The following is a 26,690-nucleotide window of genomic DNA, read 5'->3' on the forward strand; positions in this document are numbered from 1 at the left end:
CGGGCACGGTCCCCCCGCGCGCGAACGGCCGACGGCGGAGTGTTCTGGTTCCGTACCGGGTCGTGGACTTCGCGGTCGGCGGCCGTCCCTGTCGGTTACGCTCCATCGATGCTCGACTCCGCCGCTCCGCCCTCCGGTCTCGCCGGGCGCCGTTCGCGCGCGCTGTTGTCCCCGTGGTTCCGCCTGGGGCTGCTGGTGGCGCTGCTCGCCGGTGCCGCGGCGACGGTGCTGGCGTTCCGGCCGGAGCGGCTGCTGGCGGGTGGCTGGCCGCCGCAGCTGTCGGGCGGCACCGCGGTGGTGCTGTTCGCGGCCGCGTACGGGCTGTGCACGGCGGCGTTCGTGCCGCGCCCGATCCTGAACCTCGCGGCGGGTGCCCTCTTCGGCACCCCGTTCGGCACCGCGGCCGCCGTCGTGGGCACGGTACTGGGCTCGGGCATCGCCTTCGGGCTGGGCCGGCTGCTGGGGCAGGACGCGCTGCGGCCGATGCTGCGCGGGCGGTGGCTCGCGGCGGCGGACCGTCAGCTGAGCCTGCACGGGTTCCGGTCGATGATGGCGATCCGACTGTTCCCCGGGGTGCCCTTCGCGGCCGCGAACTACTGCGCGGCCGTGTCCCGGATGGGCTGGACGCCCTTCCTGCTGGCGACCGGGCTGGGCAGCGTGCCCAACACGGCCGCGTATGTGATCGCGGGCAGTCACGCCTCGGCGCCGACCTCGCCCGCCTTCCTCGCCGCCATGGCCTTCATCGGCGTCACCGGACTGGCCGCGGTGGTCGTGGCGTGGCGCAAGCGGGGCCGGGCGCTGCCGCCGTCGCGCCCATAGGGGCCCCTGGGCCCCTTCCGCCCCACCCGTGGTCCTGGGCGGAGGGTTCGCGCCGGTCGTGAGCGCCGGAGAGCCCGCCGCTCCGGGCTCCGGCGCTCACGCGTCGCGCATCGCGCGAGCAGGACGCCACCGCACGCCCTTCACCGGGCGATTCCGCGTGACTACTTTCGGTGGTCACCGCAGGGGTCGAGCGAAGAGGGGCTGACATGGCCGCGAGCCACATCGAGGACGACGAGGGCGCGGACGCCCGCTCCGATACGGATCCGGACGTGCTCCGCGCCGCGAGCGCGGCGGACCTCCCGCGCGTCACCGCCGCCGAGGCCGAGGAAGCCGAGGAGTCGGAGGGCGTCGTCCGGCACCGGCCGGGCTTCCTGGTCGCCTCCGAGGGCCGGCCCGCCGCCCCCGGCGCCGGGGCCCGCCTCCAGCCCTCCGAGAACTGAGGGGGAGCCGATGCTGCGCTTCTGCAACCGCTACCACCTCACCGTCTCGGTGGCGATCATGCGCCACTACCCGAACTGTCCCGACGGCGGCGACTGGCTCAAGTCCGGCTGGTGGAACATCGACCCGGGCGCCTGCAAGGTCCCGTACGGCGGCAACCTCGCCGCCGTCAACCGCTACTGGTACTTCTACGCGGTGGCCGTCGACGGCACGGTGTGGGCCGGCCCGTACTCCACCGCCGTGCCGCCCACCGCCTTCAGCTGGTGCATCAACACCAGCAGCAGCACCGCCCAGCGGGTCGGCTTCCGTGAACTCGACATCGGCAACCACACCGATCACCAGGTCAATCTGATCGCGTGACCCGACCGCGCCGCGCCCTCCGCCGCCGCACTGCCTCCGGCGCGGGGGCGTGGCGTCCACGCGGAGCGCGAGACCCGCGGGCCGGCCGACAGGCGGGGTCGCCCGAGTGGCGGCGGGGGCATCGCGTGCCTAGCGTGAGGGCACCAGCCTCCGGAAGGAGAATTTCGGTGATCCCCGACGAGCTGTCCGACCCGGCCGTACGCGCTCTGGTCTCCGCCATCAACGCCAACGACCCCGTCGCGTTCCGGCAGGCGCTGACCGACGACGCCACCATGTCCGACGACGGAACCGACCGGGACCTCGCGCAGTGGTCCGAACGGGAGATCTTCTCCTCGGGTGGCCATATGGACGTGGAGTCCGAGTCCGACGGCGGACGGACGCTCGTCGCCCGCTTTCGCAATGACACCTGGGGCGAGATGCGGACCAAGTGGCACTTCAGCGTCTCCGACGGCAAGGTCAGCCGCTTCGACACCGGCCAGGCCTGAGCCCCGCGCACCGGCCGCCGAAGGCAGCGGCCTCCCGCCCTCGACAGGCCCGGCTTCAGGCGGCGTTCACCTCACGGACGCCGGGCGGCCGCTCACCCGGTGGATGATCCCAGTCGACCGGCGCCCCGACGGGGGCGGCCACCGGACCGCGCGCCGGGCACGTCACAGGGCCGGTCACCGCTGGACGCGTCCGCGAACGTCACTGGGATGGCACACGCCTCATGTCTTGGTTCGAATCATTTGTCCTCGGACTCGTCCAGGGGCTGACGGAGTTCCTGCCGATCTCCTCCAGCGCCCATCTGCGGCTGACCGCCGCCTTCGCGGACTGGCAGGACCCGGGCGCGGCGTTCACCGCAATCACCCAGATCGGGACCGAGGCCGCCGTCCTCATCTACTTCCGCAGGGACATCGCGCGCATCGTCGCCGCCTGGTTCCGCTCGTTGTCCGACCGGAGCCGGATCCGGCACGACGCCGACGCGAGGACGGGCTGGCTGGTGATCGTCGGCTCGATCCCGATCGGCGTGCTGGGGCTCGTACTGAAGGACGCCATCGAGGGCCCGTTCCGCGACCTGCGGCTGATCGCCACCACCCTCGTGGTCATGGGGCTCGTCCTCGGCTACGCCGACCGGCGGGCGGCGCGCGACGAGTCGGGCGGCCGGCACCGGGCGGCGGCGCGGCGCAAGGAGCTGGAGGACCTGAACGTCAAGGACGGCCTGATCTTCGGCCTGTGCCAGGCGATGGCCCTCGTCCCCGGCGTCTCCCGCTCGGGAGCGACCATCAGCGGCGGCCTCCTGCTGGGCTACACCCGTGAATCGGCGGCCCGCTACTCCTTCCTCCTCGCCGTGCCGGCCGTCCTCGCCTCGGGCGTCTTCGAGCTCAAGGACGCGGGCGACGGCCACACCGCGTGGGGCCCGACGCTCTTCGCCACGGTCGTCGCCTTCGTCGTCGGGTACGTGGTGATCGCGTGGTTCATGCGCTACGTCTCGTCCAAGAGCTTCATGCCGTTCGTGGTCTACCGGATCCTGCTGGGCCTGCTGCTGTTCGCCCTGGTCGGCGCGGACGTCCTCAGCCCCCACGCGGGCGAGGGCACGGGCTGAGACCGCGGCCAACCCGTGCCACCCATAATCCGGTTGTCGCCGGTGACCGACGCGGCCGGTGCGGAGTTGGTCGCGGATGTCCATGAGCGGGTCTTCGGCGCGGGCCGGCTGCGGGTCAAGGGACCGGGTGCTGAGCCAGCTCTCCGAGCTGCCCGGACTGGTCGCCGTGGTCGTGGCCATGGCGGGTGACGAGCCGGTGTCCGCCGCTCGTCTGGAGCTGCACCCGGGCACCCGCTTCGCGAGCCTGTGGGGCGGCGGCACGCTGGAGCCCTGGCGCGGCCGGGGCATCTATCGGGCGCTGGTCGCCCACCGCGCCCGGATCGCTGCCGAGCGCGGTTACCGCCGGATCCAGGTCGACGCGTCCGACGACAGCCGTCCCATCCTCCTGCGGCTGGGGTTCGTGCCGCTCACGACCACCACTCCGTACGTCCGCCAGGTGCGGCAGGCATGAGCGGGCGTCAGTCCCAGGCCCAGCCGCGTACGTAGTCGATGTCGAGCTGGGCCCAGGAGCCGGGGGCGGCCTGTTCGCCGTTGAGGGCGGACTCGTTCTGGATGTCCCAGCTCATGGGCCTGGCCGGCACCCCCTCGGTGGTCCTGCCGACCAGCTCGCCGTCGAGGTGGAAGCGCAGGTCCCCGGGGCGCCATTCGATGACCGTGGTGTGCCAGCGCGTCCACGGCTCGCCGGTGTCGACGGTGAACTGCGGTCCGCAGGTCGGGGGGTGGGCGAAGCCGGCGATCGTCGCGTCCCATTCGAGCTCGGGGAAGTCGATCTCGCTGCAACCGTCCCGGACGACCGGCCAGAGCAGGTGGGCGCTCTTGTAGCCCGCGGTGACGTGGGCGACCCGCCACCTCTCCTCGTACCGCCCGTATTTCCGCCCCATCAGCTTCTTGGGGACGACGGTGGCGCTGTGCACCGCCCCGGTGGGCCCGCGCCACAGGCGGATGTGGAGCTTGCCGCGGGTCACGGACAGCGTCGTCTCCGGGTCGTAGCGGCCGCCGACCGGCAGGCCGCGCTGGGTCGCGGTGTCCGGCCAGCCCTCGGGGTACGCCCACCAGTCGTCGCGCATGTCCCCGGTCAGGCCGCCGCAGTACGCCCGCGGCGTGTCCGGGTGGTGGTCGCAGTCCGAGAAGGAGCCGCGCTCCACGTCGACATCGAAGTCGTCTTCGAAGAGCGGCTGCCACCCGGGTTCGTCGAGGTCCGCGCCGACGGCCGCGACGGGCGCCGCGTGCGGGGCGAGCAGGGCGGCGGTGAGGAGGCCGACCACCAGAGGGCGGCGCGTCGGGCGTCTCGGGGAGCGCATGCTCGGACTTGTACGGCTGAGGGTCCGCCGATGGGTGGGTGCGCACCGGTGCGGCGCGAATCTTCGCCCGATGAGCGCACTGGCCGACGCCCGCGCGGCCGTGTGCCGGATGTCCGGGATGCGTGCCGGTGTCGCCGGGCGCAGGCTATGGGCATGGGCATCAGGAGGCGCGGCGGGGCCGGCGCGGCGGTGGCGGCCGCTCTCGCGGTGCTCCTCGGCGCGTGCGGTGGCACGGACGGCCAGGGCGGCGGGCAGACCGTCTCGCCGTCGAGCGCGCGGTCCTCGACGCAGGGCTCGCACGTGGTGAGGTTCGACGACACCTACGCCTACGACGGCGGTCTGCGGGTCAAGGTGAGCAAGCCGCGGTCCTTCACGCCCAGCGACACCTCGCTCGGCCATCGGGCGGGCAACTCCCCCGTCACCTTCACGGTCACGCTGTTCAACGGCACGAAGGAGACCTTCGACGCGACGGGTGCGCTGGTCACCGCGAAGGCCGGGGCCCAGGGCGCCCGGCTGGAGCAGATCTTCGACAGCGCACGCGGCATCGGCAACCCCTTCACCGGCCCCCTGGCCCCCGGCGCGGCCGCCACGGCCACCTTCGCTTTCGATGTGCCGAAGGGGGACGAGGACACAGTGGACGTGGAGGTACGGCCCGACTTCAGCGCCCGGTACACCAGCGTGCACTGGGTCGGCCGCCCCGGCTGACGCCCCGCGACCCGGTCCCGCCGACAGCGGGCGCGCCCCGGCTGATTACTGTGGCCACGGCGTCCTGGGACGCCGCCGCCAGGGACAGCCGGGCACGACGGGAGCGCCACGATGACCAGCACTGACGACGACGCGGTACGCGTGCGCCGGGACGGCCGCGCCGGCCGTCTCACGCTCGACCGCCCCCGGGCCATCAACGCCCTCACGCACGCCATGGTGCGCCGCGTCGACGCCGCGCTCACCGCGTGGGAGCACGACGACGCCGTGACGACCGTGGTGATCGACGGCGCCGGCGACCGCGGGCTGTGCGCCGGCGGGGACATCCGCGCCATCCACCACGACGCGCGCCGCGGGGGCTCGGCCTCCAGAGACTTCTGGCGGGACGAGTACCGGCTCAACGCCCGGATCGCCGACTACCCCAAGCCGTACGTGGCCCTCATGGACGGCCTGGTGATGGGTGGCGGCGTGGGGATCTCGGCACACGGCGGCGTCCGGGTGGTGACCGAGCGGTCGGCGATCGCCATGCCGGAGACGGCCATCGGCTTCGTACCCGACGTCGGCGGTACGTACCTCCTGTCGCGGGCCCCCGGCGAGCTGGGCACGCATCTCGCCCTGACGGCCGCCCGGCTCGGCGCGGGCGACGCCGTGCGGTGCGGCTTCGCCGACCACTTCGTGCCGTCGGCACGGCTCGCGGAGTTCGCCCACGCCCTCGCCGGCATGGACCACGCCGAGGCCGTACGCGCCTTCGCCGCGCCCGCGCCGGAGGCCGAACTCCTCGCGCACCGGGACTGGATCGACCACTGCTACGCCGCCGACACGGTCGAGGAGATCCTCCGCAGGCTGACCGATTCGGGCGTCGCGGAGGCCAAGGAGGCCGCCGAGGCGATCCTGGCGAAGTCGCCGACCGCGGTGAAGGTGACGCTGGCGGCCGTGCGGCGGGCGCGGGAGCTGTCCTCGCTCGCCGAGGTGCTGGACCAGGAGTACCGGGTGTCGTGCGCGGCCCTGTCCGGGCCGGATCTGGTCGAGGGGATCCGCGCGCAGGTCGTCGACAAGGACCGCAGGCCCCGGTGGTCTCCGGCGACGCTCGGCGAGGTGACCGAGGCGGACGTGGCGCGGCACTTCGCGCCGCTGGGCGAGCGGGAGTTGGGGTTGTCCCGGTAGGGGGGACCGCGCGCCGTCGTGCACGACGGCGCGCGCCCGGCCGCCGGACCCGCCGGGGCTCAGGCCCCGCCGGACACCCCCCGGAACGCCTCCAGCAGCCGCTCGGCGGCCACGCTCGCCGGCAAGGTCCCCGCGCGCACCCGCTCTTCGAGCTCCGGGCCGCGGCGGCGGACCTCGGGGTGGGCGCGCAGCTCGTCCAGGAGCTGTTCGCGGACCATGGTCCAGACCCAGTCGACCTGTTGACCCCGGCGCCGGGCGGCCAGTTCGCCGGTCGCGTCGAGGACCCGCCGGTGCTGCTCCAGCCGCTCCCAGAGGGTGTCCAGGCCGGTGTTCTCCCGGGCGCTGCACGTGAGGACGGGCGGGTTCCAGGCGGCGTCCGGGGCGTGCATCAGGCGGAGCGCGCCGGCCAGTTCACGGGCGGCGGACTTGGCGTCGCGCTCGTGCGGGCCGTCCGCCTTGTTGACGGCGACGACGTCGGCGAGCTCCAGGACGCCCTTCTTGATGCCCTGGAGCTGGTCGCCGGTGCGGGCCAGGGTGAGCATGAGGAAGGTGTCGACCATGTTGGCGACGGCGGTCTCGGACTGCCCGACGCCGACGGTCTCGACGAGCACCACGTCGTAACCCGCCGCCTCCATCACGACCATGGTCTCGCGCGTGGCCCGGGCGACGCCGCCGAGGGTGCCGGCGGTCGGTGAGGGACGGACGAAGGCCGCGGGGTCGACGGCGAGCCGCTCCATGCGGGTCTTGTCGCCGAGGATGCTGCCGCCGGTCCTGCTGGAGGAGGGGTCGACGGCGAGCACCGCGACCTTGTGGCCGAGGCCGGTCAGCATGGTGCCGAGGGCGTCGATGAAGGTGGACTTGCCGACGCCGGGCACGCCGGTGATGCCGATCCGGCGCGCGCCGCCCGCGTGCGGCAGCAGGTCGGTCAGCATCCGCTGGGCGAGCGCGCGGTGGTCGGCCCGGGTCGACTCCGCGAGGGTGATCGCCCGGGCGACGACCGCCCGCTTGCCGTCGAGCACGCCCTTGACGTAGGCGTCCAGGTCTATCGTCCGCGCCATGGGCTCACAGCTCGTGGCCGAGGAACCCGGCGAGGGTCTTCAGCAGGTCGTGTGCCGCGTCCGGGATGACCGTGCCGGGCAGGAAGACGGCGGCGGCGCCCATGTCCATGAGGGTCTGGACGTCCTGCGGCGGGATGACCCCGCCGACGACGACCACGATGTCCTCCCGGCCCTGCTCGGCCAGCTGCTCGCGGAGCGCGGGGACGAGCGTGAGGTGGCCGGCGGCGAGCGAGGAGACGCCGACGATGTGCACGTCGGCCTCCACCGCCTGCCGGGCGACCTCCTCCGGGGTCTGGAACAGCGGGCCGACGTCGACGTCGAAGCCGAGGTCGGCGAAGGCGGTGGCGATCACCTTCTGGCCGCGGTCGTGGCCGTCCTGGCCCATCTTGGCGACCAGGATGCGCGGCCGCCGGCCGTCCTCCCGCTCGAACGCCTCGACCAGCGCGCGGGTGCGCTCCACGCCGGACGACGATCCGGCCTCCTCGCGATACACACCGGAGATGGTACGGATCTGCCCGGCGTGCCGCCCGTAGACCTTCTCCAGGGCGTCGGAGATCTCGCCCACGGTCGCCATCGCCCGGGCGGCGTTCACCGCCAGGGCCAGGAGGTTGCCCTCCAGGCCGGCGCCGGGGCCGCTCTCGGCGGCCGCGGTGAGGGCGCGCAGCGCGTCCTGGCAGGCGGCCTCGTCGCGCTCGGCGCGCAGCCGGCGCAGCTTCTCGATCTGCTGGGTGCGGACGGAGGAGTTGTCGACCTTGAGGACGTCGATCTGCTCGTCGCTGGCGACACGGTATTTGTTGACGCCGATGACCGGCTGCCGCCCGGAGTCGATGCGGGCCTGGGTGCGGGCCGCAGCCTCCTCGACGCGCAGCTTGGGGATGCCCGCGTCGATGGCCTTCGCCATGCCGCCGGCGGCCTCGACCTCCTCGATGTGCTGCCAGGCGCGGCGGGCGAGGTCGTGGGTGAGCTTCTCGACGTACGCGCTGCCGCCCCAGGGGTCGATGACCCGGCAGGTGCCGGACTCCTGCTGGAGCAGGAGCTGGGTGTTGCGGGCGATGCGGGCGGAGAAGTCGGTGGGCAGGGCGAGTGCCTCGTCGAGGGCGTTGGTGTGCAGCGACTGGGTGTGCCCCTGGGTCGCGGCCATGGCCTCGACGCAGGTGCGCGCCACGTTGTTGAAGACGTCCTGCGCGGTCAGGGACCAGCCGGAGGTCTGCGAATGGGTGCGCAGCGACAGCGACTTGGCGTTCTGCGGCTCGAAGCGCTTGACGAGCTTGGCCCACAGCAGCCGGGCCGCCCGCAGCTTGGCGATCTCCATGAAGAAGTTCATGCCGATCGCCCAGAAGAAGGACAGCCGCGGGGCGAAGGCGTCGACGTCGAGGCCGGCCTCGATGCCCGCCTTCAGGTACTCCACTCCGTCGGCGAGGGTGTACGCCAGCTCCAGGTCGGCCGTCGCGCCGGCTTCCTGGATGTGGTAGCCGGAGATGGAGATGGAGTTGTATCGCGGCATCTTCTGCGAGGTGTAGGAGAAGATGTCCGAGATGATCCGCATCGACGGCGTCGGCGGATAGATGTAGGTGTTGCGGACCATGAACTCCTTGAGGATGTCGTTCTGGATGGTCCCGGCCAGCTTCTCGGGCGGTACGCCCTGTTCCTCGGCGGCGACGATGTAGAGGGCGAGTACGGGCAGCACCGCGCCGTTCATCGTCATCGACACGCTCATCTTGTCCAGCGGAATGCCGTCGAAGAGCTGGCGCATGTCGTAGATGGAGTCGATGGCGACGCCGGCCATGCCCACGTCGCCGGTGACGCGCGGGTGGTCGCTGTCGTAGCCGCGGTGGGTGGGCAGGTCGAAGGCGACGGACAGGCCCTTCTGACCGGCCGCCAGATTGCGGCGGTAGAAGGCGTTGGACTCCTCGGCGGTGGAGAATCCGGCGTACTGCCGGATGGTCCAGGGCTGGTTGACGTACATCGTCGGGTAGGGGCCGCGCAGATACGGCGCGACGCCCGGGTACGTGGCGAGGAAGTCCAGCCCGTGCAGGTCCTCGGCGGTGTAGAGGGGCTTGACGGCGATGCCCTCGGGGGTCTCCCACAGGAGGTCCTCGGCGCTCTTGCCGGTGCTCTCCTTGAGGGCGGCGCGCCAGGGCCCGGAGTCGGCGGGGGCGCCGGCCGGGGGGCCCAGTTCGATGCCGGTGAAGTCGGGGACCATCACGCCACTCCCATGCGGTCGAGGACGGAGGAGAGGACGGCGACCGCGTCGCCGCCCGCGAAGACGAACTCGTCGACTCCGGCCCGCAGATACGCTTCCCGCTGCTCGCCGTCCGGGCGGCCGGCGAGGAACACCCGTCGCGCGCCCGCTTCCTTGAGCGCGGCCGCGACGGACTCGGCCTGTTCGGCGTACAGCTTGTCGCTGGAGACGACGCAGGCCACGGCGGCGCCGCTGCGGGTGAACGCCTCGGCCGCGGAGTCCGCGTCGACGGTCACCGGGTCGTGCACGGGCTCGATGCCACCGGCCTGGAAGAGGTTGGCGGCGAAGGTCGCGCGGCCGGTGTGGGCGGCGGCGGGGCCGAGCGCGGCGAGGAAGACGCGCGGGCGGCCGCCGGTGGCGGCCAGGTGCGCGTCGGAGCGGGCCCGCAGCGCTTCGTACGCCTCGTCGCGGCGGACGGTGGGCAGGCCGCCGCCGGCCGGCGCGGGCGCGGGCTCCCGGGTCACGGGCGGCTCGCCCAGGTTGGGGAACTCGCTGACGCCGGTGATGGGTTCGCGGCGGGTGGCGAGGTCGGCGGAGCGGTGGCGCCAGGTGTCGGCGAGCCGCTCGGCGATCAGCCCGGAACGCAGGGCCGCGGCCTGGCCGCCGGCGCGCTCGATCTCCTGGAACCAGGCCCAGGCGGCGTGCGCGAGCTCGTCGGTCAGCCGCTCCACGTACCAGGAGCCGCCGGCCGGGTCGATGACGCGGGCCAGGTGCGACTCCTCCAGCAGGATGGAGGAGGTGTTGCGGGCGATCCGGCGGGCGAAGGCGTCCGGCAGACCGAGGGCGTCGTCGAAGGGCAGCACGGTGACGGAGTCGGCGCCGCCGACGCCGGCGCCCAGGCAGGCGACGGTGGTGCGCAGCATGTTCACCCACGGGTCCCGACGGCTCATCATCACCGTCGAGGTCACGGCGTGTTGGCGCTGGGCGCCGGCGCCGGGTGTCGCTCCGCTGACCTCGGTGACACGGGCCCACAGCCGGCGCGCGGCGCGCAGCGTGGCGATGGTCAGGAACTGGTCGGCGGTGGCGGCGTAGCGGAACTCCAGCTGGGCGCAGGCCGCGTCGACGCTCAGGCCGGCCGCGGTGAGGGCGCGGAGGTAGGCGACGCCGGTGGCGAGGGAGCAGCCCAGTTCCTGCGCCGCCGAGCCGCCGGCCTCGTGGTACGGCAGGGCGTCGACGGTGAGGGCCCGTACGCCGGGCCGCTCGGCGGCGCACAGCGCGGCGAGGCGGGCGGCGGCTTCGAGGGGCTCCGCCGGGTCGGTGTCGCCGCCGGTGCGGGCGAGGGTGCCCAGGGGGTCGGCGCCGAGGTTGCCGGTGGCGGCGTCGCGGGCGATCCCGCGCTCGTCGTACAGGCGCAGCAGCTCCCGGGCGGCGGTCTCGAAGCCGGCTCCGGCGTCGAGGACGACGGGGGCGAGGTCGAGGTAGACGCCGTCGAGGGCGGTGGTGAGCCCGGTGACCGGGATGCCCTGGGGGCCGACGGTCAGCCAGAGGGAGGTGACCCCGTTCTCCAGGTCGGCGAGCACGGCCTCGTTGGCCCGCCGGGGGTCGGGGTGGGCGTGGCGCTGGCGTACGTCCCAGCCCGCCACGGTCCCTTCCACCCGCCCGCCGCGTACGAACGGGGGGAAGCCCGGATAGCCGGGGGCGGCGGGGCCGTCCTCGGCGGTGTACAGCGGGCTGGTCGCCAGCCCGTCCTGGAGCGGGGTGGCCAGCGCGCTCTCGGCCGCCGAGCCGGATACATCCGCCGCGCCCGCTTTGCGCAGTACGCCCTCCACCAGGCGCTGCCATTGCTCGCGGGAGGTGTCCGGGAACTCGGCGGCCAGGGAGAAGCCTTCGTCAGGCAGGACCGTCATGAGGGGAAGGCTAGGGGAGCCGGTGTGTCCGGCAGCAGTGGCAAGGGCTGTGACCTTTGCCTCTTCGTCGCGGCTCCCCCGCTTCTCCGGTCAGTTCCCCGTCAGCCCTTCGGGGCGCAGTCGCGTGCGGGTGTGTCGTGGGTGAGGACGCAGGCGATGCGTTCGCCGCGCTCCTTGCCGTAGCGCCGCTTCAGCGTCGTACGGAAGTCGGCCCACTGGCGGCGGGTGTCGGTGACGGCTCCCTGGACGGCGCGGTCGAAGTTGCCCGCGGTCCGGCCGCGCGGGGTGGTCGGCCCACTGGTGGCGCCGGTGGCGGGGTCGATGGTGCCGGTGTCCTTGTTGAGGTCGCCGTGCTGGACGCGGCGGGCGCAGCCGAGGAACACGGAGAAGCAGCCGGTGGTCAGGTCGGCGGGGACCGCGGAGGGCTGGAGGGGCCGGCCCCCGGCGAGGTCGAGCAGCGGGGAGGGCGCGGGAAGGCCGAGGCCGGGCGGGTTGTCCTTGCCGGTGGGGCGGTCGGCGGCGGGCTTGTCGGTCCAATTGCTGTGCGAATAGAAGTCCTGTACGCCATGCAGGGCGCGGCCGAGACCCTCGATGGCCTCGCACTTGTCGCGGCCGGGGACGCCGAGGGAGAAGGTGCAGTCCTTGGCCAGGTCGCTCTCGGCGGCGGCTACGGTGCCGTCGGCCGTGACCGTGCCGGCGGCGGCGTCGACGCCCTCGTCGAAGCGGGTGCGGAGTTTGGTGACGCACGCCTGGAGTTGCCGGGTGGCGTCCGCGCGGCTGCGCGGGTAGGCGAAGGCGGCGAGGTGGTCGGCGTTGTCGCAGTGGGCCTCGGGGGTGAGGACCTCATCGGAGTCGGGTGAGCCGACGGCGCCGAAGGTGCCGGCGTGGCCGGCGACCTGGTCCAGGGAGCGGGGTTCGAAGCAGGAGCCGTCGGAGGGGGTGTTCGGGCGGCAGGCCAGCGCGGCCCTGGTGACGCGCTCGTGCTCGGCGTGCTGGCCGAGCGTGCTGACGGTGCCGAAGGCCCGTGCCGGCTGTGTCTGAGTGAAGGTCAGCAATGGTGCGGCCAGGGCCGCGAGGCCCAGGGCGAGCGCTCTGCGGCGGATCGGACCGGGTCTGGAAGTGAGCATTCTGTGACGCCTTCGCGATGAGTCGTGAGGGGTTGAGGACGTCAGTGGACCGGCACGCGACGGAATTTGCAATTCAGCGTGCTGTCCGCCGCGGCTCCCACCGCTCCGGACTCAGTCCCGTGCCGGTTCCCGCTCGTCGAGTTCGTGCCGCCCCGGCACGACGAACTCGCACCACACGGACTTGCCGTTGCCGCGCGACTCCACGCCCCACACGTCGGTGAGCCGGTCCACCAGCAGCAGGCCCCGGCCGGACACCCCCGACTCGCCGGGTTCACGGCGGCGCGGCAGGGTGCTGGAGCGGTCCTCCACCTCCAGGCGCAGCCGGCGTTCGGGTCCGGTGAGCATGCGGATGGTCACCACGGCCGCGCCGTCGGTGTGCAGCAGGGCGTTGGTGACCAGCTCGTCGGCGACGAGCTCGATCTCGTCGGAACGCTCCCGGGCGCCCCAGGCACGTACCGCCGCGCGGATCATGTGGCGGCCGGCGGAGAGGGCCTCGGGGTCGGCGGGGGCGATGTGCTGCTGGAGCCGGCCGCCGTGCCGGGCGCCGGCGCCCTGCCGGCGCAGCAGGAGGACGGCCATGTCGTCCTCGCCCACCCGCTCCTCCACCACGTCGCACAGCCGGTCGGCGAGTTCGTGGAGGTCGTAGGAGCCCTCGCCGACGATGGTGGTGAGCAGCTGCATGCCCTCGTCGAGGTCGGACCCGGGCTGCTCGACGAGGCCGTCGGTGAACATCAGCAAGGTCTCCCCCGGGTCCAGTTCGACCGTGGTGACCGGGTAGTCGAGCCGGCCGAACTCGGCGGAGAGGCCGAGCGGCAGCCCGCCGGCGACGGGCAGGCGGCGGGCGGTGCCGTCGGCGTGCCGCAGCAGTGGGTCGATGTGGCCGGCGCGGACGAGCTGGAGGACCCCGGTGGAGAGGTCGGCCTCGGCGTACGAGCAGGTGGCGAAGCGGTCGGTGTCCAGTTCGTGCAGGAACGTCGAGGCGCGCGCCATGATCGTGGCCGGGGTGTGGCCCTCGCTGGCGTAGGCGCGCAGGGCGATCCGCAGCTGGCCCATGACGGCGGCGGCGTGGGTGTCGTGGCCCTGCACGTCACCGATGACGGCGCCGACCCGGCCGCCGGGCAGCGGGATGATGTCGTACCAGTCGCCGCCGATGTCCCGGCCCATCCGGGCGGCGCGGTAGCGGACCGCGATCTGGGCGCCGGGGATGTCGGGGATCCGGCGCGGGAGCATGGACTGTTGCAGGCCCTCCGCGAGGTCGTGCTCCTGGTCGAAGAGCATGGCGCGCGCTATGGCCTGCGCGAGGCTGGTGCTGAGGGCGATGAAGAGGTTGCGTTCCTGCTGGGTGAAGCCGCGCGAGTCGCGGTAGAGCAGGCCGAGGGCGCCGATCGGGCGGCCCTGCGCGATCAGCGGGAGGTAGGCGGCGGAGGAGATGCCGACGTCCTTGATCTTGTCCCAGAGCCAGGCGTAGGAGGCGGCGAAGTCCTCGCGGGATTCGATGAAGCGGGGTGCGAGGGTGCGGATGACCTCGCTCATGGGGAAGTTGTCGTCGATGCGGGTGTAGCGGGTGCCGGGGATGTAGTGCTCCCCGGGGCCCTCGGCGACCATGTGGATCCGCCCGGACTCCACGAGACCGAGGACGAGCAGGTCGGAGCCGAGGTGCTGGACGGCGCGGGAGTCCTGGAAGAAGTCGATGACGTCCTGGACAGTGCGGGCGTGGGCGAGGGCGGCCGTTATCGTCTCGACGACGGTGGTCTGGTTGCGGCTGTCGTCGCCCGGCTCGTACCGGGCGGTGTGGGTCAGTTCCTCGGTGGCGTCGCGGACGATGCCGATGATGCGGCAGGGGCGGCCCCGGTCGTCGCGCCGGATGTGGCCCTCGGAGTAGGTCCAGCGCATCCCGCTGTCGTCGGCGCGGACCCGGTAGTAGGCGCTGTAGCTGTCGCTGCCGTCCTTCAGCGCGCGGGCGACGAGGGCGTCGAGCCCGGTGGCGTCGGCTCGCGGCAGCCGCTCCGCGAGGTCGCCGATCCGCCCGTCGAAGTGCTCCCGCGGCACGTGGAGGACCTCCAGGGCGATGTCGTCCAGGTGCAGCCGGCCGCTGGTGAGGTCCCAGTCGAAGGTGCCGACGCGGGTGAGGGCGAGCGCCAGCTCCGGGCGAGCGGGCCAGTCGTCCGGCGCCGAGGCGTCCGGCACGGCGGCAGGCGTCGCTCCCCGATCAACCATAGAGCTACTCTGACACCTTTTGCCCGTTTCTTCGATGTGACTGCACGCTCCCGAGTGGTACGGATACGCCATGGAGTGGTTCACCGTGTCCGGGTCCTGGCTGAGCCGCCTGATCCTGCAGCGCGGCCTCGCCGCGCTCTATCTGGCGGGGTTCCTGGCCGCCGCGCTGCAGTTCCGCGCGCTCATCGGCGAGCGGGGGATGCTGCCGGTGCCGCGCTTCGTACGGGGGCTGCCGTTCTGGCGCGCGCCGGGGGCCTTCCAGCTCCACTACTCCGACCGCTTCTTCGCCGCGTGGGCGTGGACGGGCGCGCTGCTGTCGGCGGCGGTCGTGGGCGGGGCGGCGGACGAGGTGCCGCTGTGGGCGTCGATGCTGATGTGGGCGGCCCTGTGGGTGATGTACCTGTCGATCGTCAACGTGGGGCAGACCTGGTACGCCTTCGGCTGGGAGTCGCTGCTGCTGGAGGCGGGGTTCCTGGCCGTCTTCCTGGGCAACGCCCGCACCGACCCGCCCGTCCTGGTGCTGTGGCTGATGCGCTGGCTGCTCTTCCGTGTCGAGTTCGGCGCGGGACTGATCAAGATCCGCGGGGACCGCTGCTGGCGGGACCTGACCTGCCTGTACTACCACCACGAGACCCAGCCGATGCCGGGCCCGCTGAGCTGGTTCTTCCACCGGCTGCCCAGGCCCCTGCACCGCGTCGAGGTGGCCGCGAACCACGTCGCCCAGCTGGTCGTGCCGCTCGCGCTCTTCACCCCGCAGCCGGTGGCGAGCTTCGCCGCGGGCGTGATCATCTGCACCCAGCTCTGGCTCGTCGCCTCCGGCAACTTCGCGTGGCTCAACTGGGTGACCATCGTCCTGGCCTTCGCCGCCGTCGACGGCGCGGGCCTGGCGGACGCCCTGTCCCTGCCCTCCCATACGCCGCTGCCCGGTCCCGCCGTCTGGTACGAGGTCCTCGTCGTCGCCGCGACCGTGCTCGTGCTCGTACTGAGCTGGTGGCCGGTGCGCAACATGCTCTCGCGGCAGCAGCGCATGAACATGTCGTTCAACGCGTTCCACCTGGTCAACACCTACGGCGCCTTCGGCAGCGTCAACCGCGACCGCTACGAGGTGGTGGTCGAGGGCACCGACGAGGACGAGCCGGGGCCGGGCACGGTGTGGCGGGAGTACGGCTTCAAGGGCAAGCCGGGCGATCCACGCCGCCTGCCGCGCCAGTACGCCCCGTACCACCTGCGGCTCGACTGGATGATGTGGTTCGCGGGGATCTCGCCCGTCTACGCGCAGTCGTGGTTCGGCCCGTTCGTGGAGCGGCTGCTGGTCAACGACCGGGACACCCTGCGGCTGCTGCGCCACAACCCCTTCCCCGGCACCCCGCCCACGCACGTACGGGCCCGGCTCTACCTCTACCGCTTCACCACCTGGCGGGAGCTGCGGACCACCGGCGCCTGGTGGCACCGGACGCTGGAGCGGGAGTTCCTGCCGCCGGTGGCCCTGCGGCGCTGACCCCTCAGCGCGGCGCCAGCCCGCACAGCGCGAGCTCCGCCGCGGTGATCGACGGCGCGCGCTGGGCCGCGCGGCCGGGACCGCGCGCCACGCCGAGCACGACCGCCGGCTTCATCAGGTCGCTCATCGGCGCGGACAGCGTCATGACGTCCATCAGGGCCCGCAGCACCACCGGGTCGCCCGTCGCGGCCCACATCAGCCGCTGCACATAGCCGCGCAGCAGCCGGACCGCCATCGGGGGCCGCTCGCCGATCGCGCCGGGGTAGTTGATGTCCTCGCCGGTGGCCAGGTCCCAGGGGCCGGCGGTCACGCGGGCGACCTCCCGCTGGGCGCGCCGGGCCAGCCCCGGGGAGCCGATGCCGCGCTCGCCCAGGACGCGGCGCAGCGCGAGGGCGCTCTGGGCCGCCACCGACATGCCCTGTCCGTAGACGGGGTTGAAGGTGGCGACGGCGTCGCCGAGGGCGACGAAGCCCTCGGGAGCGGCCGGCAGACGCTCGAAGAACCGGCGGCGGTTGACGGTGCTCCGGGTCAGGTGGACATCGGTCAGCGGCTCGGCGCGGGCGATCAGGTCGGCGACCAGGGGGTCGCGCAGGCCACGTACGAACGGCTCGAAGTCCTCGGCGCCGCCCGGCGGTTCGGCCCCGCGCGTGCCGGAGGCGGTGACCAGCCAGCGGCCGCCCTCGATGGGGACCAGCGTCGCGCCCTGGCCCGGGGCGTCGCCGCGCGGGTCGGCCTGGACGCTGACGACGGGGAACCGCTCGGTGTCCGGAGGCGCCCGGAAGACGCGGGTGACGTAGACAAGCCCCGAGTCCACGGTCTCCTCGTGGACGACGGGCAGCCCCAGCTCCGTCAGCCGGCGGGCGGCCTGCGAGCCGCGGCCCGAGGCGTCGACGACCAGATCGGCCTCGAGCACCTCGGCGGCACCGGCGTCGGTGTCCCGGACCCGCACCCCGGTGACCCGGCGGGCGTCGCCGAGCAGCGCGACGGCCTCGGTCCCCTCCCGCAGGGTGACCGCGGGCAGGGCCAGGACCTGCTCACGGACCACCAGATCGAGCAGCTCGCGGGTGCAGGCCATCATGAACTGCGTGCCGGGCCAACGGGGGAACCAGCCCGCCGGGCCCATCACCACCAGGCCGGTCGACAGCGCTATCCGCCGGGCGCCCGCGCTCACCCACCGCTCGATCGTGCCGGGCAGCAGGGACTCGACGGCCCGCGCGCCGCCGGACATCAGCAGGTGCGCGTGGCGGGCCTGCGGCAGGCCCTTGCGCGGCCGGGCGCCCTCGGGCATCCGGTCCCGGTCGACGATCACGACCTCGTCGACATGGCCGGCGAGCACGGAAGCGGCCAGCATCCCGGCCAGACCCGCGCCGAGGACCACCGCGCGGGCCCGACGACCGGCGGCGGCAGGGATGTTGTCAGTGCTCCTCATGCCCGGAACCTCCCCTGCGGAAGGGGCGGCTACGCACGGTTCACCCAGCCGTGCCCGGGCCCGGCGGAGTGCGCGGCGCCCGGGCATCCCGCACGGTAGGGAGGAGGACCGGCGGCGAGGCGAGGCGGTGGACGGCATGGACCCGGTGGCGGCGCTGGACCGGATCGCCTTCTTCCTGGAGCGCGCGCAGGCGCCCACCTACCGGGTCAAGGCGTTCCGTACGGCCTCCGAGGTGATCGCCGCGATGGCGCCCGAGGAGGTCCGCGAGCGCGCCGCGGCCGGGACGCTGACCAGGGAGAAAGGCATCGGGCCCAAGACCGCGGGGGTGGTCGCCGAGGCGGTGTCCGGCGCGGTCCCGGGGTATCTGGCGCGGCTGGAGGAGGAAGCGGCGGCTCCGCTGGCCGAGGGCGGCGAGCGGCTGCGGGCCGCGCTGCGCGGCGACTGCCATCTGCACTCGGACTGGTCGGACGGCGGCAGTCCGATCGAGGCGATGGCGCGGGCGGCCCGCGACCTGGGGCACGAGTGGGCGGTGCTCACCGACCACTCCCCCCGGCTGACCATCGCCCGCGGGCTCTCGCCCGAGCGGCTGCGCGCGCAGCTGAAGGTGGTGGCCGAGGTCAATGACCGCCTCGCCGCCGAGGGCGGCGGGTTCCGGCTGCTGACGGGCATCGAGTGCGACATCCTCACCGACGGTTCCCTCGACCAGGAGCCGGGACTGCTGGAGGAGTTGGACCTCGTGGTCGCCTCCGTCCACTCCAAGCTGCGGATGGACGCCGAGAGCATGACCCGGCGGCTGGTCGCGGCCGTGGCCAACCCGCTGGTGGACGTTCTGGGGCACTGCACCGGGCGGCTGCTGGCCGGCCGGGGGCGGCCGGAGTCGGAGTTCGACGCGGCGATGGTCTTCGCCGCCTGCGCCCGCTTCGGCACCGCCGTGGAGATCAACAGCCGTCCCGAGCGGCTCGACCCGCCCCGCCGGCTGATCCGCCGGGCCCTCGACGCGGGCGTGCTCTTCTCGATCGACAGCGACGCCCACGCCCCCGGCCAGCTCGACTGGCAGATCCACGGCTGTGCCCGCGCCGAGGAGTGCCAGGTGCCCGCCGAGCGGATCGTCACCACCTGGGGCGCCCCGAAGCTGCTGGAGTGGACCCGCTCCAAGTGATCCCGGCCGGCGCCGCCGACCTGCGGGCGGCACCGCGCCCCAGGATCATCGAAGACATGGGACCCGTCACGCTCCCCGTGATCCAGCCGATGCTCGCCACCCCCGGCCCCCTGCCCGCCGAGGGCGACGACGCGGGCTGGGCCTTCGAGGTCAAGTGGGACGGGGTGCGCCTGGTGGTGACCGCGCCGGGCGACGGGACCGTACGCCTGGTCACCCGGGCCGGCAACGACGCGACCATGACGTATCCGGAGCTGCGGGTGCTCGGCGAGCGGTTCCGGAGCCGGGCCGCGGTCCTCGACGGCGAGGTAGTGGTCCTGGACGCCCAGGGGCGGCCCGACTTCGGGCTGCTGCAACGCCGGATGGGCGTGATGAATCCGCGCCGCGCGGCCCAGCTGGCGATGGAGTACCCCGTCCACCTCATGCTGTTCGACATCATGCACCTGGACGCCGAGCCCCTGGTGCACCTCCCCTACCGGGACCGCCGCTCCGTCCTGGCCGGGCTGCGGCTGGGCGGTACGCACTGGTCGGTGCCCTCGTACATGGAGGGGCACGGGCGGCAGGCGTGGCACGCCACGCTCAGCAGCGGATTCGAGGGCGTCCTGGCGAAACGGCTCACCTCCCGGTACACCCCGGGGGTGCGGTCACCCGAGTGGCGCAAGACCAAGCACGTGACCACCCTCGACGTGGTCATCGGGGGCTGGGCGGAGGGCCGCGGCGCGCTGACCGGGCTGCCCGGCGCGGTCCTGGTCGGGCTGGAGGAGTCGGGCGGGCTGCGCTACGCCGGCTCGGTCGGCTCGGGGCTCTCCGACCGAGAGCGGCGTGAGCTCGCGCGCTATCTCCAGGTCCTCGCCCGCGCCGACTCGCCCTTCACGGGGCCGGTCGGGGTGGCGGGCGCGCACTGGGTCGAGCCCCGGCTCATCGCCGAGATCACCTTCTCCAACTGGACACCCGCCGGCCACCTGAGGCACCCGACCTGGCACCGGCTGCGCCCCGACCTCACCCGCCTCGGCTGACGGCCGGCGCTCACGGCAGCCGCCCGCGGACGCTGTCGCCGGTGAGCGGCGCCAGCAGGTCACCGTGGACGGCGACACGGTCGACGACCTCCTCCATGGTGAACGTCAGGTCGTCGGGGCTCTCGCAGGCGGCCACCTCCTCCCAGGTGACCGGGGCGGCCACGCCGGGGCACTCCCGCAGGCGGACGGTGTACGGCGCGGCGGTCGTCTTCGCGCTCGCGTTCTGCGACCAGTCGATGAAGACCTTGCCGGCACGCTCGGCGCGCGCCATGGAGACCACCACCAGCCCGGGGTGCTCGCTCCGCAGCCGGCCCGCCAGCTCCTTGGCGTACGCGGAGGTGGCCCGGCCGGAGGCGGGGCGCAGGGCCGCGTAGAGGTGGAGGCCCTTGGAGCCGGAGACGACGGCGTGGGCGGTCAGGCCGTCGTCGTCGAGGAGCTGGCGCAGCCGCTGGGCGACCCGGCAGCACAGGACGAGGTCGGTGCCCGGCCCGGGGTCGAGGTCGAGGACGAGGCGGTCGTGGGCGTCGGGGCCCGCGGCCGCCGTCCACTGGGGCACGTGCACCTCGTACGCGCCGAGGTTGACCATCGCGATCAGGGCCGCCGTGGAGTCGATCAGGACCTGCTCGGTCACCCCCTCCCGGTGCTCCACCGGGGCCCGGGGCACCCAGCGGGGTACCCCGCCCGGGGGATTCTTGGCCACCCAGCTCTGCCCCTCCAGCCCCTCCGGGGCGCGGACGAAGGAAGCGGGGCGGCCGGTGGTGTGCGGCACCATCACGGCGGCGACCCGGGCGTAGTAGTGCAGGACCTGCGCCTTGGTGTGGCCGGAGGCGGGGAAGAGCACCCGGTCGAGGTGGGAGAGCGCCAGCCGGTGGCCCTCGATCTCCACCGCCTGCCGGTCCGAGGATGCGGGCATAAGGTAGGAATTCCCCGTGGAGGGATAAAACTATGCGGACCATGTGGAAGGGTGCGATCGGGTTCGGACTGGTGTCCGTGCCCGTACGGCTGTATGCCGCGGTCCAGGAGCACGGCGTCAAGCTGCACCAGGTCCACGACCAGGACGGCGGCCGGATCCACCTCAAGCGTGTGTGCGACGTCTGCGGCGAACAGGTCGACTACGAGCACATCGCCAAGGGCTTCGAGGACGACGAGGGGCACACCGCGGTCGTCACCCAGGACGAGCTGGCGGGGCTGCCGTTGCCCAGCAAGAAGCTCATCGACGTCCTGGCCTTCGTCGACTCCGCCGCCATCGACCCGCTGCAGCTCGCCAACTCCTACTACCTGGCGCCGGAGAGCGCGGCGGCCAACAAGCCGTACGTCCTGCTGCGGGAGACGCTCAAGCAGACCGACCGGGTGGCCGTCACCAAGATCGCGCTGCGGACGCGGGAGTCGCTGGCGCTGCTGCGGGTCCACGGGGAGCTGCTGACCATCCACACCATGTACTGGCCGGACGAGGTCCGCGACGCCGGTGACCTCGCCCCACCCTCCTCGGTGACCGTCCGGCCGCAGGAGTTGAAGATGGCCACGAGCCTGATGGACACCCTCTCCGAGGACTTCGACCTGGACGCGCTGGAGGACGAGTACGAGGTCGCCCTGACCGAGCTCATCGACGCCCATCTGTCCGACCGGCCCGTGCCCAAGAAGGAGACGGCGCCGGCGCCGGACAATGTCATCGACCTGATGGCCGCCCTTCAGGCGTCCATCGACACGGCGGGCAGGAAGCCGGAGGAGAAGGCCGACAAGCAGCCGTCGGCCGGCAAGCCGGAGCGCGGCGCGACCAAGAAGGCCGCCGAGCCGAAGAAGCGCGCACCGGCCAAGAAGGCGTCGTCGGCCACGGCGTCCACCGCGAAGAAGTCGGCGAGCAAGAGCGCCGCCGCCAAGGGCACGAAGAAGACCGCCGCGAAGAAGACGGGCCGCCGCGCGTCCTGACAGGGCGCCGCGCTCACACCGTCGGCTCGGCCTCCTCGCACACGGCGTCGATCGCGGCGCGGGCCGTCTTGGCGAGCCCGCTCGCCGCGCAGTACTCAGCGGTCTCCAGCCCCTCGCGGAGCCGGTCCGCGGCCTCGGCGGCGCGGCCGGCCCGGCTCAGCGCGACACCGTGGTCGACCAGGGCCGCCGCGAATTCGTACTTGCACGGGGACCTGCGCAGATGCCCCACGGCCTGGTCGAGCTTGCGCAGGGCGTCCTCCGGCTCGGCCACGGCGGCGGCCATGCGCAGCGCCTCACCGACGGCGGTGTCGGTGCCGAACCGTCCGGCGTGCCGCACGGCCTGATCGGCGAGGGAACGGGCGCGCCCGGGGTCGTCGGGCGCGATCGCCACGGCCAGGTCGAGCGCCCATGGCGCCCACAGGGTGTTGTGCCGACCGCGCTCCTCCAGCCTGCGCCCGGCCGCCTCCAGCTCGGCGACGGCCTCCTTCGTACGGCCTTGGGCGAGCAGCAGCCGACCGGCCAGGCACGCGGCGTCGGGCAGGACGATGGCCGGTGAGTAGGGCGCGCGGAAGCCGTTCTCGTCCGCGACGGCCTGCGCCTCCTCCACCTGGCCCCGGGCGAGCAGGGTGTCGATCAGCAGGCAGGTGCCGTCCCACTGGATGGGCAGCCCGGGGCCGAGGCGGTCGGCCAGCCGCAGCCCTTCGCGCAAGACCCTTTCCGCTTCGGAGAGCTCGCCGCGCCGACGGAAGACCAGGCCGAGGAAGGCGTGTGCGAAGGCGAGGTGCGCTCCGCTCCAGCCGGAGATCTCGAAGGCGCGCACAGCCTCGCTGAACAGCTCTTCGGCGGCGTCGAGCCGGTCCGTGTAGGCATAGCTGATGCCGATGATGCTGGGGAGTTCGAAGCCCCACTCGGTGTTGGTCCAGCCCATGCCGGCGGCCAGCCGGCCGTCCACGAGGGCGTGGTCGAGGCGGCCCACGACGCTCAGCGCGTCCTCGCCGCGGAGCATGCCGTCGAATCCGCGGAGCGCGAGCAGCGCCCGCTCGGCGTTGTCCCGGCCGTCGAGGTGATCGGCGAGCTCGGCGATGCGGCGGGACCGGGCGGGGGCGTCCTCCTCCTCGACCTGGATGCCCTTCCACAGATAGTGGGCTGCCTGGAGCCGCATCCGGCCGGGGCCCGGTGGCGTACGGGCGGCCTGGACGGCCACCACCTCGGCGGCTTCCTTGAGCTGGTTGTTGTGGGCGTACGCCTGCGAGAGCCGGTACGTGGCGTCGACGCGCAGTTCCTCGCTGAGGTGCGGCAGGGCGAGGGCCGTCTTGAGGTGGTTGACGGTGGTCGGCGGCGAGGTGAGCAGCGCCGAGCAGCCCAGCTCGTACAGCACCGCCGCCCGCTCCTCCTCGGGCGGCGGTTCGCGCAGGGCCCGCTCCAGGCAGCGGCGGGCCGCGCCGGGGGCGCCGACCGCGAGGTGCTCACGGGCCGCCGCCCGCAACTGCTCGACCAGGTCGGAGTCGTGGTCGGGATGGACCTCCAGCAGGTGGCGGGAGGCGGCGGCCGCGCCATGGCCGGCCTGGGTGACCGACCAGGCGGCCTGACCGTGCATCGCGGTGCGGGTGGCCGCCGGGATCGCGCTGTAGACGGCGGTGGCGATCAGCGGGTGGACGAATTCCAGCCGGTCGGCGCCGCTGAGGATACGGTCCTCGCGCAGCTTGTCCGCGCATTCGGCGGCCTGCGCGGGGCCCATGCCCGCGAGGTCGGCGGCGAGCTCCGGGGAGATCTCCGTGCCGAGCACGGCCGCGGCCCAGGCGAAGCGGGTGACCGCGGGGCCCAGCCGCTCCAGGCGGGCCACGAGTCCGCTGCCGCGGGCGGAGGCGCCCAGGTCGCGCAGGAGGGCGGCGGATTCCTCGGTCGGCTTCAGATCGCGGTCCTGCGCCTTGGCGATCAGCTCGACGACCTCGTAGGGATTGCCGCCGGTGACCGCCCAGACCTCGCGGCAGAACGGAGGGTCCGCCTCGTCGCCGAAGGCCGCGTGGACCAGCCCGGCCACGGCCTCGGGCGTCAGGGCGCGCAGCTCCACGGGCCGGACGCTGCGGCCCTTGACGAGGTCGCGGAAGGCGGGCGTGTGCTCGGGCAGTTCGTCGGGGCGGTAGGCGAGGACGACGAGCAACGGCATCTCGCGCAGCCGCACGGTGAAGGCGGTCAGCCAGGCGAGGGACTCGGCGTCGGACCAGTGCGCGTCGTCGATGACGAGCAGCACGGGGTCGCCCTTCACGGCGAGTTGGGTGACGAGCCAGTCGAGTCCGTCGCGCACGCCCTGCGGGTCCTGCGGACCGGTCGGCGGGGCGATGCCGAGGGCGGGTCCGGCGATGTCGTACCACCCGCTGAGCAGCTCCTGGCGGGCCGCCGCGGTCAGCGGGGCGAGGGCCGGCTGAAGGAGCTGACGGACGACATGGAAGGGGACGGACCGCGCGGACTCGCTTCCCCGGGCGAAGAGCACGGTGCAGGTGTCGATCTCGGCCGCGACGCGGCGCAGCTCGGTGAGCAACGCCGTTTTACCGAGGCCCGCTTCGCCGCTGTAGAGCAGCAGTCCACCGAGCCGGTCCCTCCCTTCGGTGGCGTGGCCGCACAAGCGGCGCACCGCCTGTTCCGCTGTCGCGAGCTCGAGCTCCCGCTCGAACAGGGCGGCGGCTGCGTTCTGTTCACGCTGTTGCCCTGACATGACGATGTCTCCCAGGAGGTGTGGTGAGGCGAGCCTAGCCCCGACGGCGGGTCAAGGGGCAGGGTTCACAGGACGTACCACCCGGGAGCGTGACCTTCGGACCCCGCGCACCACCATCGGTGGGAGGGTGCGCGTACCGATCCCGCGCGGTACCGGCCGCGGGAAGGCCGCCGGACGGGCGGCCGAAAAAGGTTCCTCGGCGAACCCGGAGCGAACTCCCCACGAAATCCGAACACACATCCAATAAAAAACGGAAACATATTCGGTATTTGTGACGCCGGGTCATTATGAGGCCTTTCCAATTCCCCCGTCAGGCCAATCAGCGAATATGACAACTTCGCGCCGGAGCACCCCGGCGACCGGCTACGCTCCATGTCGCGCAGCGGGTTGCGGCCACTTCACGCCTGTGGCGACCATGGCCCGCCGCGGACAAGTGCCGCGCTGTCGCCGTTCTCCGCGCATTCACGAGGAACGCCGCGCTCCGGCACCCAGCCCTTTTTCAAGAGTTCGAGGATCTCGATGGTTGGTACTGGCTCGTCAGCTCCGCGGCGGCCCGTCTCCGCTCTGATATGGCTGATCTCGCCCCTCGTCCTGGCGGTGTGCACGGGTGCGGCGGTCTTCACCGTGACGCCCGACGCCCGCACGCCGGTGGCTTGGTGCGGGGCCTCGGCCACGGTCGCGGTGGCACTGGCGGCCTCCGAGGCCGCCCGGCGCGGCCGCCTGATCACCACCCTCCGCCGGCGGTGCACCGAGCAGGAGGCCGCGCTGCGGTACCAGCTCGACCAACACGAGGCGGAGACCCAGCGGTTGGCGCGCGAGCTGCTGCCCAAGGCGATCCACCTGCTCCAGCGCGGCGCGCCCACCGAGGTCGTGCTGCGCCACACCCTGCCGGCCCACGACCTGGAACCGGGTTACGCGGCCGCGCACCGATCCGTTCTGAAGTCCGTCATCGAGACGGTCCAGGCGGAGGAGGGGCTGCGTGACTCCGCGCAGCGCGCCTTCGTCAACATCGCCCGCCGGGTGCAGGCCATCGTTCACCAACAGGCTTACGACATCCGGGAGATGGAGCACAAACACGGCAACGACCCCGACGTCTTCGGCGACCTCCTGCACCTCGACCACGGAAACGCCCTGACCGGCAGGCTCGCCGACAGCATCGCCGTCCTGGGTGGCTCCCGGCCGGGCCGCCAGTGGAAGAACGAGATCCCCCTCTACAACGTCCTGCGCGGCGCCATGTCGCGGATCCTGGAGTACCGACGGGTCGACCTGCACTCGGTGGCGGACGTCGCCGTGGTCGGACCCGCCGTCGAGCCGGTGATCCACGCCCTGGCCGAGCTGCTCGACAACGCCACCCGCTACTCCCCGCCGCAGACCCGGGTGCACCTGACCGCCGTGGACATCCAGTCCGGCATCGCGGTCGAGATCGAGGACGCGGGCGTGGGCCTGACCGACGAGGCCCGGCGCCGCACCGACCGGGTGCTGTCCAGGGAGGGCGCGCTCGACCTCGACGACCTGGGCGAGGCGCCCCGGCTGGGCCTGGCGGTCGTCAGCCGGCTCGCCCGTTCGTACAACTTCCTGGTGTCGCTGCGCCCCTCCGCCTACGGCGGGGTACGCGCGGTGCTCGTCATCCCGATGGATCTGATCACCGCCAGCAAGCACCCCGGAGGCGATATCGCACGCGCCCCCAAGCTCCCCCCGTTCAAGTCCAAGCGGCGCCCGGGCCAGAAGATCCCGGCCCCCGGGCCCGAGGCCCCGCCGCCGATGATGGAGCACCCCATCCCGCCGCCGCTCGGGGACAGCGGCCTGCCCCAGCGCCGACGGCGCCGCGGCCCCGCGCCGCTGCCGTTCGGCCGGGCCGCGGCCGCCCAGCGGGAGCGGGAGCGGTCCCAGGTCAAGCCGTCGGTGCCGGTGCAGCCCGGCCCCGAGCGGGACGCCCTCGCGCAGGAGCCGCCCAGGCAGCCGGGAATGTGGCTGGAGGCCTTCACCAACGGAATCAACGGGGAGCTCCCGGAGCCGGATCCCGGCCGGCCCAACAGTGATACCTCGTCAGACAAGGAAGAGTAGCCAAGTGACGCAGCCGCGGTTCAACCTGGAC

Annotated in this window: 21 protein-coding genes and 1 pseudogene; 13 read left to right on the top strand and 9 right to left on the bottom strand. The window is 73.3% G+C overall.

The window, feature by feature from the left end:
• The first annotated feature begins 108 nt into the window (after nt 1-108).
• The 6 genes and pseudogenes from ACZ303_RS28215 to ACZ303_RS28240 all read left to right on the top strand — a co-directional run.
• Nucleotides 109-819, top strand: coding sequence for a TVP38/TMEM64 family protein (locus ACZ303_RS28215; protein WP_467343282.1), 711 nt, complete (start codon nt 109-111; stop codon nt 817-819).
• A 206-nt stretch (nt 820-1,025) separates the two neighbouring features.
• Nucleotides 1,026-1,259 carry a hypothetical protein gene (locus ACZ303_RS28220; RefSeq protein WP_467343283.1) on the top strand — a complete coding sequence of 78 codons (234 nt, stop codon included), beginning with the start codon at nt 1,026-1,028 and terminating at the stop codon, nt 1,257-1,259.
• A gap of 10 nt (nt 1,260-1,269) precedes the next feature.
• Nucleotides 1,270-1,617, top strand: a complete 348-nt coding sequence (locus ACZ303_RS28225) for a DUF1036 domain-containing protein (RefSeq protein WP_467343284.1) — start codon at nt 1,270-1,272, stop codon at nt 1,615-1,617.
• 161 nt (nt 1,618-1,778) lie between these two features.
• On the top strand, nt 1,779-2,102 hold the full coding sequence (locus tag ACZ303_RS28230) for a nuclear transport factor 2 family protein (protein ID WP_467343343.1): 324 nt from the start codon (nt 1,779-1,781) through the stop codon (nt 2,100-2,102).
• A gap of 221 nt (nt 2,103-2,323) precedes the next feature.
• Nucleotides 2,324-3,199, top strand: coding sequence for an undecaprenyl-diphosphate phosphatase (locus ACZ303_RS28235; protein ID WP_467343285.1), 876 nt, complete (start codon nt 2,324-2,326; stop codon nt 3,197-3,199).
• A gap of 18 nt (nt 3,200-3,217) precedes the next feature.
• Nucleotides 3,218-3,650, top strand: a pseudogene (locus ACZ303_RS28240) (GNAT family N-acetyltransferase); the annotation flags it as partial.
• Between the two features lie 7 nt (nt 3,651-3,657).
• Here the strand turns inward: ACZ303_RS28240 and ACZ303_RS28245 are convergent.
• Nucleotides 3,658-4,500 (bottom strand): glycoside hydrolase family 16 protein, encoded by an 843-nt coding sequence (locus tag ACZ303_RS28245; RefSeq protein ID WP_467343286.1) that lies wholly within the window; start codon nt 4,498-4,500, stop codon nt 3,658-3,660.
• Between the two features lie 153 nt (nt 4,501-4,653).
• Between ACZ303_RS28245 and ACZ303_RS28250 the strand changes: the two genes are divergently transcribed.
• A complete protein-coding gene (locus tag ACZ303_RS28250; protein ID WP_467343287.1) occupies nt 4,654-5,205 on the top strand; it encodes a hypothetical protein in 552 nt (183 codons plus the stop codon).
• A 111-nt stretch (nt 5,206-5,316) separates the two neighbouring features.
• Nucleotides 5,317-6,366: an enoyl-CoA hydratase/isomerase family protein gene (locus tag ACZ303_RS28255; RefSeq protein WP_467343288.1), complete on the top strand. Its 1,050-nt coding sequence runs from the start codon at nt 5,317-5,319 to the stop codon at nt 6,364-6,366.
• A 59-nt stretch (nt 6,367-6,425) separates the two neighbouring features.
• On the opposite strand, the gene meaB is transcribed toward ACZ303_RS28255, so the two are convergent.
• The 5 genes from meaB to ACZ303_RS28280 form a co-directional block, all read right to left on the bottom strand.
• Entirely contained in the window at nt 6,426-7,424 is a 999-nt protein-coding gene (meaB, locus tag ACZ303_RS28260; protein ID WP_467343289.1) for a methylmalonyl Co-A mutase-associated GTPase MeaB, read from the bottom strand.
• A 4-nt stretch (nt 7,425-7,428) separates the two neighbouring features.
• Complete coding sequence (gene scpA / locus ACZ303_RS28265; protein ID WP_467343344.1) at nt 7,429-9,627, bottom strand: methylmalonyl-CoA mutase; 2,199 nt, start codon at nt 9,625-9,627, stop codon at nt 7,429-7,431.
• Nucleotides 9,627-11,513, bottom strand: coding sequence for a methylmalonyl-CoA mutase small subunit (gene mutA / locus ACZ303_RS28270; protein WP_467343290.1), 1,887 nt, complete (start codon nt 11,511-11,513; stop codon nt 9,627-9,629). The genes scpA and mutA overlap by 1 nt, the downstream gene beginning before the upstream one ends.
• 101 nt (nt 11,514-11,614) lie before the next feature.
• Nucleotides 11,615-12,640 (bottom strand): CinY protein, encoded by a 1,026-nt coding sequence (locus ACZ303_RS28275; protein ID WP_467343291.1) that lies wholly within the window; start codon nt 12,638-12,640, stop codon nt 11,615-11,617.
• Nucleotides 12,641-12,751: 111 nt separating this feature from the next.
• Nucleotides 12,752-14,857, bottom strand: a complete 2,106-nt coding sequence (locus ACZ303_RS28280) for a SpoIIE family protein phosphatase (RefSeq protein WP_467343292.1) — start codon at nt 14,855-14,857, stop codon at nt 12,752-12,754.
• A gap of 70 nt (nt 14,858-14,927) precedes the next feature.
• On the opposite strand from ACZ303_RS28280, the gene ACZ303_RS28285 reads away from it, so the two are divergent.
• On the top strand, nt 14,928-16,355 hold the full coding sequence (locus ACZ303_RS28285) for a lipase maturation factor family protein (protein ID WP_467343293.1): 1,428 nt from the start codon (nt 14,928-14,930) through the stop codon (nt 16,353-16,355).
• A gap of 4 nt (nt 16,356-16,359) precedes the next feature.
• Here the strand turns inward: ACZ303_RS28285 and ACZ303_RS28290 are convergent, their stop codons facing one another.
• Entirely contained in the window at nt 16,360-17,784 is a 1,425-nt protein-coding gene (locus ACZ303_RS28290; protein ID WP_467343294.1) for an NAD(P)/FAD-dependent oxidoreductase, read from the bottom strand.
• A 136-nt stretch (nt 17,785-17,920) separates the two neighbouring features.
• On the opposite strand from ACZ303_RS28290, the gene ACZ303_RS28295 reads away from it, so the two are divergent.
• Both ACZ303_RS28295 and ligD (ACZ303_RS28300) read left to right on the top strand, forming a co-directional pair.
• Nucleotides 17,921-18,943: a PHP domain-containing protein gene (locus tag ACZ303_RS28295; RefSeq protein WP_467343345.1), complete on the top strand. Its 1,023-nt coding sequence runs from the start codon at nt 17,921-17,923 to the stop codon at nt 18,941-18,943.
• A 56-nt stretch (nt 18,944-18,999) separates the two neighbouring features.
• Nucleotides 19,000-19,956, top strand: coding sequence for a non-homologous end-joining DNA ligase (gene ligD / locus ACZ303_RS28300; RefSeq protein ID WP_467343295.1), 957 nt, complete (start codon nt 19,000-19,002; stop codon nt 19,954-19,956).
• Nucleotides 19,957-19,966: 10 nt separating this feature from the next.
• On the opposite strand, the gene ligD (ACZ303_RS28305) is transcribed toward ligD (ACZ303_RS28300), so the two are convergent.
• Nucleotides 19,967-20,869 (bottom strand): non-homologous end-joining DNA ligase, encoded by a 903-nt coding sequence (gene ligD, locus ACZ303_RS28305; RefSeq protein WP_467343296.1) that lies wholly within the window; start codon nt 20,867-20,869, stop codon nt 19,967-19,969.
• A gap of 32 nt (nt 20,870-20,901) precedes the next feature.
• Between ligD (ACZ303_RS28305) and ku the strand changes: the two genes are divergently transcribed.
• The gene (ku, locus tag ACZ303_RS28310) at nt 20,902-21,882 is read left to right on the top strand and encodes a non-homologous end joining protein Ku (protein WP_467343297.1); all 981 of its coding nucleotides are present in this window, start codon (nt 20,902-20,904) and stop codon (nt 21,880-21,882) included.
• 13 nt (nt 21,883-21,895) lie between these two features.
• Here ku and ACZ303_RS28315 read toward each other — a convergent pair whose 3' ends face one another.
• Entirely contained in the window at nt 21,896-24,595 is a 2,700-nt protein-coding gene (locus ACZ303_RS28315) for an ATP-binding protein (protein WP_467343298.1), read from the bottom strand.
• A 519-nt stretch (nt 24,596-25,114) separates the two neighbouring features.
• Here ACZ303_RS28315 and ACZ303_RS28320 point away from each other — a divergent pair.
• Entirely contained in the window at nt 25,115-26,659 is a 1,545-nt protein-coding gene (locus tag ACZ303_RS28320; protein WP_467343299.1) for an ATP-binding protein, read from the top strand.
• The last annotated feature ends 31 nt before the right edge of the window (nt 26,660-26,690 follow it).

The sequence above is a fragment of the Streptomyces sp. NPDC023527 genome (assembly GCF_055560115.1).